The sequence below is a fragment of the Aquimarina rhodophyticola genome (genome assembly GCF_042434915.1).
Taxonomy (GTDB): domain Bacteria; phylum Bacteroidota; class Bacteroidia; order Flavobacteriales; family Flavobacteriaceae; genus Aquimarina.
In genome coordinates this window covers 2,072,031-2,086,216 of the sequence record NZ_CP170198.1, presented here as the reverse complement: position 1 = coordinate 2,086,216, position 14,186 = coordinate 2,072,031, and the positions used below count along the sequence as shown (strand labels likewise).

The following is a 14,186-nucleotide window of genomic DNA, read 5'->3' as shown; positions in this document are numbered from 1 at the left end:
TTTAAAATTGAAGTTTTACATTAAATGCAAAATCACGTGTTGAAGGTAAAGATCCTGTAGAGTACCCTTGTAAATTTCCAGCGCCAAGTCCAGATTCAGGATCAGCGTGTGGGAGATTTTTATGTATTATCCAAAGATTAGATCCTATAAAACTAAATGTAGCGGTATTAAAGAAGGTGTTTTCAAGCAATTTTGTTGGAAAATTATAAGAAAGTACAACTTCCCTTAATTTTACGTAACTAGCGTCATAAACGAATGCGGAATTAGGAAGTCCTCTACGGTATCCTTGAGCTCCAAAGCGATCAGCACGTATTCTAGTTGTGTTTGGAGAGCCATCAGCGTTTACACCAGGATTGATAAAACCTCCCCCATCTGCCAAAGTGTTTCGTACGGGATTTCCTAAATCGTTAATAAAAGCAGTCTCTTCGTAAAGTCCTGTAGCTCTTCCATAATATTGATCTAATGAAAAGATATCTCCTCCTTTTTGAACATCAATCAAAAAGCTAAAACCGATATCTTTATAACTGAACTTATTATTAATTCCTCCATTCCAATCTGGAGTAGCATTCCCTATAACATTGTCAGAGTTATTAGACTGAATATATTGACCAGCTGCATCATTAGGATTTCCATTAGGTAGTACGGTTCTACCATCAACTAGTCTTTCTCCATTTAAATAGGTGTAATCAGTTCCTTGAATGGTTCCAAAAGGCTGACCTACTGTAGCGTTTATTGTAACGCCTCCTTGAAAACTACCTAATTGATAATTTGTAATCTCATTACCATTTTCATCAGTAAACAGAGATAATACTTTGTTCTCGTTTTTACTCCAATTTACATTAACTTCCCATTTAAAGTCACTATTATCGATAATTTTTCCAAAAACTGAAATCTCAGCACCTTGATTTTCAATCTCTCCTGCATTAATTAATCTATAGGAGTAACCAGTTGCTGTAGATACACTCAAAGGAATGATTTGATCCTTTGTGTTATTTTTGTAATAGGAAAAATCAAAACCTATTCTTCCTTTTATAAACGACATTTCTAAACCAGCTTCGATACTTGCAGTGTTTTCAGGTTTCAACTCTGGGTTGTTTTTAGTGTCTTTTACACTAGCACTAGCTGTGTTAAAAGCAGTGTTGATTGCATAGGTGTCTAATATTTTATCAAATCCAGGACTATTACCAACCTCTGCGTAATTCAGTCTGAATTTTCCAAAAGAAATTTGATCAATATTAAGTAGTTTGGAGAAAATAAAACTACCAGATACAGATGGATAATAAAAAGTACTATTATTAGATGGGAGTGTTGATGAATTATCTCTTCGTATAGTAGCATCCAAGAAAAACGTGTTATCATACCCTATAGAAGCGCTTGCATATACCCCATCTACTCCAATTTTTTCATCTCTCTCTATTGGATATAATAATGCTGATTTAGTGTTTTGAAGTGCATAGATACGTGGAACACCTAAACCTCCATTAGTAGAAGCGAATATAGATTTATATTTCGATCTTCGTATATTTAAACCTACCAAACCTTTAAGATTCAATTTGTTAGAAAGATCTTTATTAAAATTAGCGATAAAATCATAATTATACTCTGTAGAGCTGATGTTTTTTCTTGAATATCCGGATCCTGAAGAAACACGATCTTCACTACGATCAATACCACTAGTTCCAATACCAAAGTCGGTTGGAACACTTCCTATAGCTCTTCTTTCCTCTTGAAGTTCATCAAAAGTATCTACAGACACTCTACCCAAAAGATCTAACCATGCTGTTACTTTATAGTTTAATGATGCAATACCTATAAAACGATTACGCTCATCACTTTGAAAATTCTCGTATCGAGTCCAATATGGATTATCCCAGTAAATCGGAGTTTTATTGTCATAGCTATTGGGGTTCCAAGTTATATTTCGACCAGTATTAAAATAAGCGTCTCTTTGCTTATTTATATCAACATTCGTTTGCCACCATTGTCTAAACATACCCATAATGTTGTCATTATAACCCGTAGAATTACGTCCTACTGCGTCGGTTTTTACGTAATTTGCAAATCCTGTAGCGGTAAGTTTTTCTGTAAGTTGATAATTAGCATTCAAAGAAAAATTATTCTTTCTCAATTCGCTGTTGGGTTGTATTCCTTTTTGATCAAAATTAGTATATCCTATTCTAAAACTACCCTTGTCAAACGCTCTATCCAGAGATACAGAATTAGTAGTGGTAAAAGGTGTCTCAAAAAATTCGATAGGCCCATTTTCAGCATTGACCCATGGTGTTGCTCTCAAGTAATTTGGTGATTCGGGATAGAAAGAATCCCATTGATATACCAATAAACTTGGATCAAATTTAGCTCCGTAAGAGGCGTCTTGACTTAAAGGAGTAACAAAATCTAAAGAGCCATCATCATTTATGTCATATTGATCAAAAAAACTATCTTCATTCGGGCCATAATACGCTCCGTATCCAGCACCGTACTGATCTTGATATTTAGGGAAAGTAGATTTATCGACAGCACCAAAAGTAATACCTGAATTTACAGTTACGCCATATCCATCTTTTTTTGATCCTTTTTTGGTAGTAATTATCACTACTCCATTTGCCGCTCTAGATCCATAAAGTGCAGATGCAGCTGCACCTTTTAATATGTTAACGCTTTCGATGTCATCGGGGTTAATATCAGAGGCTGCATTACCATAGTCGTAACCAGTACCTCCCTGTTCTTGAGAACGGGAATTTGTGTTATTATTACTAATGGGTACTCCATCAATTACAAATAAAGCTTGATTATTACCTGTTAGGGATGAGTTACCACGAATAACAACGTTTGTTGATCCACCCATGTTTGTGTTTTTTCTAATCTGTACACCTGATGCTTTACCAGAAAGAGAGTTGACAAAATTTGCCGTTTTCACTTGATTAACATCATCGCCACCTACCTCTTGGGTAGAGTATCCTAAAGATTTTTTCTCTCTAGAAATACCTAAAGCTGTTACGACTACTTCGTCAAGTTGTGAAGCTGAAGCTTCTAATTCAACATTAATAGTCGTTTCAGAGGATATTGTAATAACTTTTTCAGAAAACCCCAAATAACTAAATACAAGTGTATTTCCTTTTGAAGCAACAATGCTATAAAGTCCATCAAAATCTGTTTGTGTACCAATTGATGTGTCTTTAATAACAATGTTTACTCCTGGCAGTGGCATTCCACTGTCATCAGTAACCTTTCCGGTTACGGTTTTTTCCTGTGCAAAGGATATTTGCACAATAAATGCTAGTACTAGCATTAAAATTTTAGTAGCCCTTGTTTTCATTATTATTTATATATTTAAATTAGATTTTTCAAAATTGGGTAAAAGATTCGATTAAATCAAGGATTATTGATAACAATTTGGTAACATGTTTAGTAACTATAAAAGGTGTATTTTGTGTTTTTTTTAACTTTAATTTAGTATAGTTTCAATTTAGTATCTTTATTTCCAAAGAACTTGGGGTAGGGTAATTACATAGTGATACGTTACTTTAATACAAAACACTAATTTTGAAGTATTTAAACTATTTTTTTAAAGGCTTTTTATCGCTGCTAATGCTGTCTAGCATAAGTTGTGTCGATGACGATACTGTAGTTAGTGATAAAAATGAATTGGTTTTGTATGAACAAAGTGTTCATTTGGTTTCAATTTTAAATAATTTTTCCGAAAATATAGCACAACCAACTGAAGTTTCACCATGCTTTGACTTTGTATATCCTATAAAATTAATCTATAATACAGAAGCTACTGTCGAACTGAAGTCATATTCTGGTCTACGTACAGCAATTATTAATCAAAGTGATAATTTTAATCTAGAAGGTTTAGTTTTTCCAATAGACATAATTTTTTCAGGAACTTCAGTAACTCAAAAAATAACTTCCGAAACTGAATTATTAGAAGTTTTAACTATTTGTCGTATAAAACCTTTTAAAACAGCATTTGATGAGGTTTATGATCGATGCTTTCAACTACAGTTTCCGATATCCTTAGGTCAAGTTGACAAGGATAACTTAGTGTTTCAAACCCAACAAGAGTTAACTACCTTTATGCAGAATCAACCATCTAATTTTCAGCCTCAATTTATATTCCCGATTACTATTGTTGACGAGGCACTGCAAACAAAAAAAACAGTAACTACCTATTATGAAATTTACCAGATAATCAATGCCTGTCCCGATATTTTTGAGTTGTGTCCAGCATATGATTTTTCGGTAGCTTCAACTTCTGATTTTAATCTTAGTTATACGTTTGAGCGAATTAATAATAGCTCAAGCACATTTTCTCAATATGATTGGACGATCGATGGGATAGTAGTTAAAACGGATGGGGGTGTATCGGGCAGTAATATACTAACATATGATTTTTCTTTGCCTGGTTTTTATACAGTATGTATAGTCTCAACTGAAGCATGTGTAGGCGAGACTCAATTTTGTAAAGAAATTAATATTCCAGCATATTGCGCACCACTATCTTTTGTACCTACACAGCTACCCAATAGCTTGGAATTTAATTTTACTGCAGATTTTGTGGATAAGGATGTCTTAGAGTACAATTGGTTGATTGACGGAGTGTTGGTAGAGGCAAATGATGGCGGAATAGCTGGTGATAATTTGCTCAACTATACGTTTGCTCCTGGATCTTACGATGTTTGTATAGAAGCAGCATCTGTTTCATGTCCCGAAGGAATGCAATATTGTATACCTGTCGAGGTGTTACCGATCTGTCCCCAGTTAGCTTTTACCTATGAAAAATTATTAGGATTACCTTTGTATAGGTTTACTGCCGACTTTCCCGAAAAAGATGACATAACCTATTCATGGTATATTGATGATGCTTTTATCGAAGCCGATGGAGGCGCAGCAGGTGGAGATAATTTGTTGCAATACAATCTACTATTGGGGGTATATGAGGTGTGTATACGGTATCAATCAACAGAATGCCCAGAAGGGGTCGAGTTTTGTGAAATAGTCACAATCTTATAATTGTTTAAATACTAAAAATAGACTGCAAATTTTGACAATTTCTTAAATAAGTACACTCTCTTTTTTGAGACTTGTAAATTATGTGATATAGCATCTCGAAGCAATGCGAATTCTCCTTGATTTTCGTAATTTTATCCTAATAATCCTTTTAATTATGAGATATCACACCCGTAAAATGGTTAAGCCAGAAGATTTAAATCCAAATGAGACATTGTTTGGAGGAAGACTTTTAGAATGGATAGATGAAGAGGCAGCGTTATATGGTGTAATTCAACTCGAAAATAAACGTGTAGTAACCAAGTTTATTTCTGAGATTAACTTTGTTAGTTCTGCAGTACAAGGTGATATCGTAGAGATAGGAATGGATGTAGTAAAATTTGGAACTACCTCACTTACTTTGCGCTGTGAGGTTCGTAATAAATTGAGCCGAAAAACAATTCTTAAAGTAGAGAATATAACCCTTGTTAATCTTGATGAGCAAGGTGTGCCCGCACCACATAATAAAACAAAAATAGAGTATGTAAGAGATCGATTAGAAGTATTACCTAAGGACTAGTTTTTTAATCAATTCTTTTTTTAAACCTGCGTTAAGATTAGAAATTATTTTATCACGACCATAGCTCAATTCTTCACGTAAAACAGAAGAGGTAAGTTCTATATATAAGGTCTCGCGATCTAATTTGATAGAATGTGTATAGTTAACAATAGCTGGCCCCATAACCTCAGCCCAAACATCTTGTACAGCCACCTTGTTTAAACCTTGTTGAAGCTTGTTAGAGTCAACAAAATCCTTTAAAACATCTCCTATGCTAAAAGAATCTTCACCTCTTTTTTTCATTGTAAATCAAGTTTTTTGTACGGTCGGTAAAAGTACAAATTTCCATTAGGGTTGCGCAAGATTAGTTCATCTTCTTTTACAGATACTAATGTTTCTCTCCAGGTATCATAAGGAGTGGTATATTCTAGATAAATACTATCATTTAGCACAATAATTTTAAATCGCTCATTATTTTTTGAAGTTATAAATGTACCGTCTAGTTGAGGTTGTACTTTTTTTCTAATACCTAACGAATCTCCGCTCATCTCTATAAAATCAATTGACTGGTTAAATGAGTATTGTTTTTTTACGGCTTGAGAGGTTTGTACTTTATCTATCTCCCAATATCCATTTAAATGATGAACGTGATCTTTGGGATTATCTCGATGACAGGATTGCGTGCCAGATAGTAATGTTATGGTGATGAGATATTTGATCAAATGTTTCATGCCTACTTATAATTTAAAAATTTTATATGATTGAGAAATTTTCTTTACTACAGCCTCAGTGCGCTCTGCATGTGTATCACTAATAAAAAGCTGACCAAAATTTTGATCATTAACTAATGCAATAATATGCGCTACTCTATGTTCATCTAATTTGTCAAAAATATCGTCTAGAAGTAATATAGGATTAACCTTACTGTGTTGTTTAATAAAATCAAACTGAGCTAATTTTAAAGCGATCAAAAAAGATTTCTGTTGTCCTTGACTGCCAAATTTTTTGATAGGATGCTGGTCAATTTCAAAAGATAAATCGTCTTTATGTATGCCAACACTAGTGTATTGTAACATGCGATCTTTAGCTAGATTTTCTTCTAAAAGCGTGAGTAATGAGTGTTCTGAAAGTTTACTCTGATACGTTAAAGTTACCTGTTCATTGCCCGAGCTAATAGCTTTATAGCGTTCTATAAAAATAGGAATGAAAATTTCCAAGAATTTTTTTCTTTTTTCATGAATGCGGGTGCCAAGATCATGTAATTGTTGATCATAGACTGACAACGTAGTTTTGTCAAAGGTAGCGTTTACCGAAAAATATTTCAGAAGTGAGTTACGTTGAGAAACGATTTTGGAATAATTAAGTAGTGTTGTCAAAAATTTAGCATCGCTCTGTGCAATGACACCGTCTATAAATTTTCTACGAGTTTCACTCCCCTCAGTAATTAAATCACGATCTGCAGGGGATATAATTACCAAGGGTAAAAAACCTATATGTTCACTTATAGTAGGATAGATTTTGTTATTTCTTTTTAAAATTTTTTTCTGACCTCTTTTTGCACTTACAAGTATGTGTTCTGTGCGATCTGACTTGTCATAGATACCTTCAATGACAAAAAAATCACTTGTATGTCTTATGTTTTGGCTAGTGATCGGGTTAAAATAACTTTTGGCAAACGATAGATGGTAAATAGCATCTAGTACATTAGTTTTACCGACTCCATTATTACCTACAAGGCAGTTTATATGGTCGTCAAATTCAAAAGTGATAGAGTCAAAATTCTTATAATTTAGAAGAGAAAGTGATTTTAAAATCATAAACTACTGGGAGTCAAGCTGTATTTTGCGTTTTATTATACCTAGAAAAGTACTGCAAATTATCTAAAAATAACAAATATTTTCGCTTTTAAATATGAATAAAAATTTTATTTTTGCCCTTCATTAAAGAAAATTTATGGCAACTTACAAGAAACGAGGATACAAACCTAAAAGTAAAGAAGAAGAAGTTGAGCAGTTAGAGGATCAGTCAACTACTGCCGAAGTATTCAATACCTTAGATGAAGGTGCATCAAAAACCGAAGAGTGGGTAGCAGCTAATCAAAAGTATATCTTTATTTTTATTGGTGTTGTAGCACTCATAGTTTTAGGATATCTAGGATATCAAAAATTGGTTCAGGAGCCAAAAGAGCAGGAAGCTTCTAATGAAATGTTTAGAGCTCAGCAATACTTTAACGACGCAGTGACGGGTAATGAGAAAATAAGTGATTCGTTATATACCTTAGCTCTTAACGGTGGTGATGGTAAATACGGGTTTATCGAAATTATCAATAATTACGGAGGTACAAAAGCAGCAAACTTAGCTAACTATTATGCAGGATTCGCATACCTTAATATGAATAAGTATGAAGATGCTATCTCGTATTTGGATGAGTTTGATAGTGATGATCAAATGTTAGGTCCATTGGCAATGGGAGGTATCGGGGATGCATTCGCACAACTTAGTCAACCAGAACAGGCGCTATCGTATTACGAGAAAGCTGCCAAGGCTAAAACTAACTCGTTAACTACGCCTAAGTTTTTACTTAAGGCAGCAATTACGGCCTTATCACTTGATAAAGCAGATGTTGCTATTACCTATTTAGAAAGAATCAAAGAAGAATTTCCTTCAAGTGTAGAGGCAAACCAAGTTGAGGTTCATTTAGGTAGAGCAAAAGCGCTAGCGGCAACTAAATAAAGTTGTTGTCAATGATCGTAGAGATCTAAGTTGTGATTATCGTTTAAGTACGGTAGTTGTGCTAACATAAAAAATATTATGGCTACAGAGAATAAAAATTTATCTCAGTATAATAAAGCTACAATCCCAAATGCGAAAAATTTTCAGTTTGGGATTGTTGTTTCTGAATGGAATGACACTATTACCGAGGGTCTATTTCAAGGTGCGTTTGATGCCTTAATTGACTGTGGTGCAATTAAAGATAATATTGTTCGATGGAATGTTCCTGGGAGCTTTGAGCTTATTTACGGATGTAAAAAAATGCAAGCTAGTTATGATATGCTAGATGCCGTAATTGCTATCGGCTCTGTAATTAAAGGAGAGACTCAACATTTTGATTTTGTATGTCAAGGTGTAACACAGGGTATTAAAGATCTTAATGTACAGAGTGATATTCCAGTTATTTTTTGTGTCCTTACAGATAATACTATGCAACAATCTATAGATCGCTCAGGAGGAAAACATGGTAATAAAGGAACAGAAGCTGCAATAGCTGCCATAAAAATGGCACAACTCAAAAAAGATGCACATTTTTAAAATTGGCCTCTAGATAGACTCATTCTATTTGGAACGTTTCTTGTACTATAATTATAAAGGATTGTATCTTCAAAGACTTTAGAATACAATCCATTTTAAGTATATTTGAAACTTACAAAAGAGAGGAGCTGATCGTGAAGGTAAACATTTTAAAGAAAAAGGTTAATAGAAGATTTAACTACACTCCCCGATACTACAAGGGAAAAAGTAGTGGCAATATCTATAGTTTTGAAAATAGAATTACCAAATACCGAGAGACTACCAACGATATTGATTTTGGTGCTCAATGGGCAGAGGTGCGTAAAGCAAGTCGAACGAGAGGGAATCGAGAGATCAATAAGCGCGTGATTTATATCGCCATTATTTTGGTTTTCATTTTTTTGTATATCATAGATTTTGATTTATCAATCTTTACTGCGCGACACTAAATGTCTGATATTATTCAATTATTACCCGATCATGTAGCGAATCAAATTGCTGCGGGAGAGGTTGTGCAACGACCAGCATCTGTAGTTAAAGAACTACTGGAGAACGCAATTGATGCGCGAGCATCTCACATAAAGCTTTTAATAAAAGAAGCGGGCAAGACCCGTATTCAAGTAATTGATGATGGTATTGGGATGAGCGTTACCGATGCTAGACTTAGTTTTGAACGACATGCAACTTCAAAAATTAAAAAAGCCGAAGATCTATTTCAACTTGATACCAAAGGATTTAGAGGAGAAGCGCTAGCTTCAATATCCGCTATCGCTCATGTAGAGCTCAAAACAAAGCGTGCAAATGATGAAGTTGGAACAGAAATTAGGATTGAAGGTAGCGAGATCACTTCACAAGAAGTGTGCGTTACACCTACGGGAACTTCTATTTGCGTCAAAAATCTTTTTTACAACATTCCAGCAAGGCGTAACTTTCTTAAATCAAATACAGTAGAACTACGCCATATAATTGACGAATTTCACAGAGTTGCCATGGTGCATCCCTCTATTAAATTTGATATGTACCATAATGATAGCGAAGTTTTTAGTTTACCGTCTGCGAATTATAGACAAAGAATAGTTCATATTCTCGGCGGTAAAACCAATGAGAAACTAGTGCCAATTCACGAAGAGACAGGACTGGTTAAAATTAGTGGTTTTGTTGGCAAACCAGAGTTTGCAAAACGTAGTAGGGGAGAGCAGTTTTTCTTTGTGAACAATCGCTTTATAAAAAGTGCTTATCTCAATCACGCAGTGACTTCTGCATTTGAGGGTTTGTGTAAAGAAAAAACGTTTCCTTCTTATTTTGTGTATTTGGATGTAGATCCCAAATCTATAGATATTAACATTCACCCTACCAAAACTGAAATTAAGTTTGATGATGAGCATTCGCTTTATGCGATGCTTCGCGCTACTATAAAGCACAGTTTGGGACAGTTTAGTGTGGCACCAGTTTTAGATTTTAATAAGGATGCATCTATGGAGACACCTTATGATTATAAAAATAAAGAAGCGCAAGTGCCAACTATCGAGGTTGATCGTAGTTTTAATCCTTTTAAAGAAGAAAAGCTAAACCAGACCTCAAACAACCGTTCGGGCGGAGTTGCTTACAGAGAAAAGAAAGCATTGGATTGGGAAAATCTTTACGTAGGCTTAGATACAGATTTATCCTCTATAGATAAACAAAAAGCACCGTCTGATTTTTCTTCGGTTCAATTTGAAAGTACTGCAATAACGGGTTCGCTTTTCGAACATAAACAAGAGGTCGAATTAAATAATAATCATACCTATCAATTAAAACGAAAATATATAATTACCACGATTAAAAGTGGGATGGTTGTTATCAATCAACATAGAGCACATCAAAGAATTCTCTATGAGGAGCTTTTGCGTAATATTACCATGGCAAATGCAGTTAGTCAACAACTTATTTTTGCGTTAAAAATTTCTTTTACAACTCAGGAGGTTGAACTTTTGCAAACACTCAAAGAACAGTTAGAGCATACGGGGTTTGTTTTTGAGTCCATTACAAAGGAGGAAGTTAGTATTAGTGGTATACCCACAGTAATTACAGAGAGTGAAGTAAGCGTTTTGTTGGAACAATTACTGGGAGATCTTCAGAACGAAGTTCCTGATAATGGATTTTCTCAAACGGATTTTTTAGCAAAATCAATGGCAAAAAGTATTGCGGTACGCACAGGTGTAGTATTAGAGCAAGAACAGCAACAACATATTGTTAATAGTTTATTTGCGTGTACAGAGCCTAATATAACACCAGATCATAAACCAACGTTTACGACTATAACTGTAGATGAAATAGATAAAAAATTTTAAAGAACAATGGGTAGAATTACAGACACGGTAAAATCGATACTGATTATTAATGTAATTTTTTTTCTAGGGACGCTCAGTCTTGGAGAACAGGCGTATAATTTTTTTGCGCTATGGTTTCCTAAGAATGATAATTTCCAGATATGGCAAATAGTCACGCATATGTTTATGCATGGGGATGCAGGACATATATTTTTCAATATGTTTGCGCTTTATATGTTCGGAAGTCACTTAGAAGAGTCCATAGGGCAAAAAAAGTTTCTTTTTATATATTTTTCGGCAGGGTTGGGGGCTGTAGCTTTTCAAATATTATTTACCTATTTCCAATTTCAGCCAGGGTATCAAGCGTATATCGAGGCTGGGTTTACTCCAAATCAAATACAAACGTTTATTGATGATGTTATAGCTACAGGTCAATATCGCGTATATGATACTGTTCCCAGAGAGGTAACTGAGCAGATGATAAAAGCATTTGTGACTCCTATGGTTGGAGCATCGGGTGCTATATTTGGTGTTTTGGCAGCCTTTGCGGTTTTATTTCCTAATCTGCCCTTATATATTATGTTTATCCCGATACCAATAAAAGCAAAATATCTTATTGGAGGATACTTTTTGATGGACTTATATGGCGGTATTACCGGACAGGCTATCTTAGGTCCTTCTAACGTTGCACACTGGGCGCATATTGGCGGTGCGGTAATTGGATTTATAACAATGTTGTATTGGAAACGTAATTCGTTTAACCAAAATCGATAATATTAAAATGACGTCAAATTCTTTAAAATATCAATATCAAACAGCTTCAATCTTAATAAAGCTAATTGTAATTAATGTAGCTTTATTTTTGATAGCTACTTTGGTACCTTGGGTGATCAAGAGTAATCCTGCAGTCCTGATGCAATGGTTTGTATTGCCAATCCAATTAGAAGAACTCTTACTACAGCCATGGAGTTTGTTAACGTATAGTTTTCTTCATTTTGATTTTTGGCATATTTTCTGGAATATGATGGTTCTCTATTGGTTTGGTAGGATTGTTCTCAATTTATTTAATGACAAACGTTTTTTAACTATATACTTGTTAGGAGCTATAAGTGGCGGAGTGTTGTTTGTTATTGCTTATAATCTGTTTCCTGTATTGCAAGGCTCAATGGCCTATTTGATCGGTGCTTCTGCAGCTGTGCGTGCTATTATGATCTTTATTGCCACTTATACACCCAATACAGAAGTTCGTGTCATTTTTTTTAACGTAAAATTATGGCACATAGGCGTATTTGTCGTATTATCTGATCTAATTCAATTACCTAATTCTGGTAATGCTGGTGGTCTTATAGCACATTTGGGAGGTGCGTTATTAGGATATGTATATGCCCTGCAGCTCAAAAAAGGGAACGACATTGGTTCTGGTTTTGAGCGTTTAATGAATTCAATCGTTACTTTTTTTACTTTCAAAAAGAAAAGTAATTTAAAAACAGTTTATAAAGCCAAACCAAAAAAGACAAGTTCGACGACTACTAGACCAACTTCGGCACAAAAGAGTTCGAATCAAGCCCAGATTGACATCATACTAGATAAAATAAGTAAGAGTGGGTATGATAGCTTGACAAAAAAGGAAAAAGACTTTTTATTTAAAGCGGGTAAAGAGTAATTTTGAATATGAGAAACTTGATTCATCGGTTTGTTTTTTTATTGAATTCAATAATTGCTTTTGCATTATTATTATCATATTTACTTCCTTATATTTCTCCAAAAACGTTTCCACTACTGTCTGTTTTAAGTTTGACGGTTCCTATTTTAATTTTGATTAATGCACTGTTCATGGTGTATTGGATGCTTGTAGTCAACAAGCGATTTTTACTTTCTTTCTTGGTTCTTTTATTGGGGATTTCGCATGTTTTTTCTTTATATAAATTTCGTGGAAAAACTTCCGAAGCTGATACTACATCTGTGTCTTTACTTAGTTATAATGTGCATAGTTTTAATCGGTTTGATTGGATTGATAATGACAGTATTCCGCAACAAATATCTGCATTGGTAAAGCAGCAAAATCCTGATATATTTTGTGGACAAGAATTTTATGAAAACCCTCATAGTGATTTCAGTCAGTATCCATTTTCATATCAAGATTTTAATAATGATAATGGAGAGTTGGCACTGGTAATACTTTCTAAATATCCGATTATTAACAAAGGATCCTTACAATTTGAAGGAACGGCTAACAATATTATATTTTCTGATATAGTGATAAAGAAAGATACCTTACGTATTTATAACGTTCACTTACAATCACACCGCATAACACCAAGTACAGACGCAATTGCTAAAGAAGGATCTCAAAAGCTATTAGGAAGGATGCAAGCATCGTTTATAAAACAGCAGCAGCAAGTAGATTTACTTACCAAACATATTGATACATCTCCATACAAGGTGATCGTTATGGGTGATTTTAATAATTCGGCGTATTCTTATGTGTACAATACTGTATTGGGTAGAGATCTTAAAGATGCCTTTAAGGAGGCAGGTAAAGGATTTGGAAAGACTTTTGAATTTAAATTATTTCCCGTACGAATTGATTTTATTTTAGTAGCAGAAAATTTTGAAGTACTAACATTTAAAAATTTTGACTCCAAATTATCGGACCATTATCCAGTCTATACTCAAATTAGCTTAGATTAATTCATGCATGAGCCAGCAATCGATCGAATCGGTTACAATATGCCATAAAAGGGCAGCACCTATTATTCTACTTTTCTTTGGTATTAATAGCAAACAATATATAATAATGGGTATAGTGTCATGTAGTGTATGAAACCCTACGCTACATCGATTGGGGTCAAAAATAGGATGAGCCCATAGATGATCAATATCGATTAGCATTGCCAAAATAAAATAAATATACAATTGCTTCCATTCCTTACGGTACCAATAAACACTGATTATTAGTGGTATTATAAAATGGAAACTATAATGTATTAAAGTGCGGGTCATGTATTAGAGGTAAGAATTACTGATGTTTGCTT

14 protein-coding genes are annotated in these 14,186 nt (G+C 34.2%); 9 read left to right on the top strand and 5 right to left on the bottom strand.

The window, feature by feature from the left end:
• Position 1 precedes the first annotated feature (1 nt).
• Entirely contained in the window at positions 2 to 3,319 is a 3,318-nt protein-coding gene (locus ACE939_RS09110) for a SusC/RagA family TonB-linked outer membrane protein (protein ID WP_378185071.1), read from the bottom strand.
• Positions 3,320 to 3,546: 227 nt separating this feature from the next.
• Here ACE939_RS09110 and ACE939_RS09105 point away from each other — a divergent pair, with 227 nt between their 5' ends.
• Positions 3,547 to 5,019, top strand: a complete 1,473-nt coding sequence (locus ACE939_RS09105) for a hypothetical protein (RefSeq protein WP_378185069.1) — start codon at positions 3,547 to 3,549, stop codon at positions 5,017 to 5,019.
• Positions 5,020 to 5,173: 154 nt separating this feature from the next.
• Positions 5,174 to 5,575 (top strand): acyl-CoA thioesterase, encoded by a 402-nt coding sequence (locus tag ACE939_RS09100; RefSeq protein WP_378185067.1) that lies wholly within the window; start codon positions 5,174 to 5,176, stop codon positions 5,573 to 5,575.
• Here ACE939_RS09100 and ACE939_RS09095 read toward each other — a convergent pair.
• Genes ACE939_RS09095 through recF form a run of 3 tightly spaced genes read right to left on the bottom strand, consistent with a single transcriptional unit; the run spans position 5,561 to position 7,371 of the window.
• The gene (locus ACE939_RS09095) at positions 5,561 to 5,857 is read right to left on the bottom strand and encodes a DUF721 domain-containing protein (RefSeq protein ID WP_378185065.1); all 297 of its coding nucleotides are present in this window, start codon (positions 5,855 to 5,857) and stop codon (positions 5,561 to 5,563) included. The two genes, ACE939_RS09100 and ACE939_RS09095, sit on opposite strands and share 15 nt — an antisense overlap.
• Complete coding sequence (locus ACE939_RS09090; protein ID WP_378185063.1) at positions 5,854 to 6,285, bottom strand: hypothetical protein; 432 nt, start codon at positions 6,283 to 6,285, stop codon at positions 5,854 to 5,856. The genes ACE939_RS09095 and ACE939_RS09090 overlap by 4 nt, the downstream gene beginning before the upstream one ends.
• Before the next feature lie 6 nt (positions 6,286 to 6,291).
• Positions 6,292 to 7,371, bottom strand: a complete 1,080-nt coding sequence (gene recF / locus ACE939_RS09085) for a DNA replication/repair protein RecF (protein ID WP_378185061.1) — start codon at positions 7,369 to 7,371, stop codon at positions 6,292 to 6,294.
• A 136-nt stretch (positions 7,372 to 7,507) separates the two neighbouring features.
• On the opposite strand from recF, the gene ACE939_RS09080 reads away from it, so the two are divergent.
• From ACE939_RS09080 to ACE939_RS09050, 7 genes are all read left to right on the top strand, one after another.
• Positions 7,508 to 8,287 carry a tol-pal system YbgF family protein gene (locus ACE939_RS09080; RefSeq protein ID WP_378185059.1) on the top strand — a complete coding sequence of 260 codons (780 nt, stop codon included), beginning with the start codon at positions 7,508 to 7,510 and terminating at the stop codon, positions 8,285 to 8,287.
• Positions 8,288 to 8,365: 78 nt separating this feature from the next.
• Complete coding sequence (gene ribH, locus ACE939_RS09075; protein ID WP_378185057.1) at positions 8,366 to 8,863, top strand: 6,7-dimethyl-8-ribityllumazine synthase; 498 nt, start codon at positions 8,366 to 8,368, stop codon at positions 8,861 to 8,863.
• Positions 8,864 to 8,997: 134 nt separating this feature from the next.
• Positions 8,998 to 9,291: a hypothetical protein gene (locus ACE939_RS09070; protein WP_378185055.1), complete on the top strand. Its 294-nt coding sequence runs from the start codon at positions 8,998 to 9,000 to the stop codon at positions 9,289 to 9,291.
• Positions 9,292 to 11,172, top strand: a complete 1,881-nt coding sequence (gene mutL / locus ACE939_RS09065; protein WP_378185053.1) for a DNA mismatch repair endonuclease MutL — start codon at positions 9,292 to 9,294, stop codon at positions 11,170 to 11,172.
• A gap of 6 nt (positions 11,173 to 11,178) precedes the next feature.
• A complete protein-coding gene (locus ACE939_RS09060) occupies positions 11,179 to 11,925 on the top strand; it encodes a rhomboid family intramembrane serine protease (RefSeq protein ID WP_378185051.1) in 747 nt (248 codons plus the stop codon).
• Between the two features lie 7 nt (positions 11,926 to 11,932).
• Entirely contained in the window at positions 11,933 to 12,814 is an 882-nt protein-coding gene (locus ACE939_RS09055; RefSeq protein ID WP_378185049.1) for a rhomboid family intramembrane serine protease, read from the top strand.
• A gap of 8 nt (positions 12,815 to 12,822) precedes the next feature.
• Positions 12,823 to 13,842 (top strand): endonuclease/exonuclease/phosphatase family protein, encoded by a 1,020-nt coding sequence (locus tag ACE939_RS09050; protein WP_378185047.1) that lies wholly within the window; start codon positions 12,823 to 12,825, stop codon positions 13,840 to 13,842.
• Here ACE939_RS09050 and ACE939_RS09045 read toward each other — a convergent pair.
• Positions 13,834 to 14,154 carry a DUF6122 family protein gene (locus tag ACE939_RS09045; RefSeq protein ID WP_378185045.1) on the bottom strand — a complete coding sequence of 107 codons (321 nt, stop codon included), beginning with the start codon at positions 14,152 to 14,154 and terminating at the stop codon, positions 13,834 to 13,836. The two genes, ACE939_RS09050 and ACE939_RS09045, sit on opposite strands and share 9 nt — an antisense overlap.
• Positions 14,155 to 14,186 lie beyond the last annotated feature (32 nt).

Bases quoted from the DNA above. Each gene is read 5' to 3' on its own strand.
- ACE939_RS09110 (WP_378185071.1), bottom strand. From the start codon at position 3,319: ATGAAAACAAGGGCTACTAAAATTTTAATGCTAGTACTAGCATTTATT.
- ACE939_RS09100 (WP_378185067.1), top strand. From the start codon at position 5,174: ATGAGATATCACACCCGTAAAATGGTTAAGCCAGAAGATTTAAATCCA.
- ACE939_RS09095 (WP_378185065.1), bottom strand. From the start codon at position 5,857: ATGAAAAAAAGAGGTGAAGATTCTTTTAGCATAGGAGATGTTTTAAAG.
- ACE939_RS09090 (WP_378185063.1), bottom strand. From the start codon at position 6,285: ATGAAACATTTGATCAAATATCTCATCACCATAACATTACTATCTGGC.
- recF (WP_378185061.1), bottom strand. From the start codon at position 7,371: ATGATTTTAAAATCACTTTCTCTTCTAAATTATAAGAATTTTGACTCT.
- ACE939_RS09080 (WP_378185059.1), top strand. From the start codon at position 7,508: ATGGCAACTTACAAGAAACGAGGATACAAACCTAAAAGTAAAGAAGAA.
- ribH (WP_378185057.1), top strand. From the start codon at position 8,366: ATGGCTACAGAGAATAAAAATTTATCTCAGTATAATAAAGCTACAATC.
- mutL (WP_378185053.1), top strand. From the start codon at position 9,292: ATGTCTGATATTATTCAATTATTACCCGATCATGTAGCGAATCAAATT.
- ACE939_RS09060 (WP_378185051.1), top strand. From the start codon at position 11,179: ATGGGTAGAATTACAGACACGGTAAAATCGATACTGATTATTAATGTA.
- ACE939_RS09055 (WP_378185049.1), top strand. From the start codon at position 11,933: ATGACGTCAAATTCTTTAAAATATCAATATCAAACAGCTTCAATCTTA.
- ACE939_RS09050 (WP_378185047.1), top strand. From the start codon at position 12,823: ATGAGAAACTTGATTCATCGGTTTGTTTTTTTATTGAATTCAATAATT.
- ACE939_RS09045 (WP_378185045.1), bottom strand. From the start codon at position 14,154: ATGACCCGCACTTTAATACATTATAGTTTCCATTTTATAATACCACTA.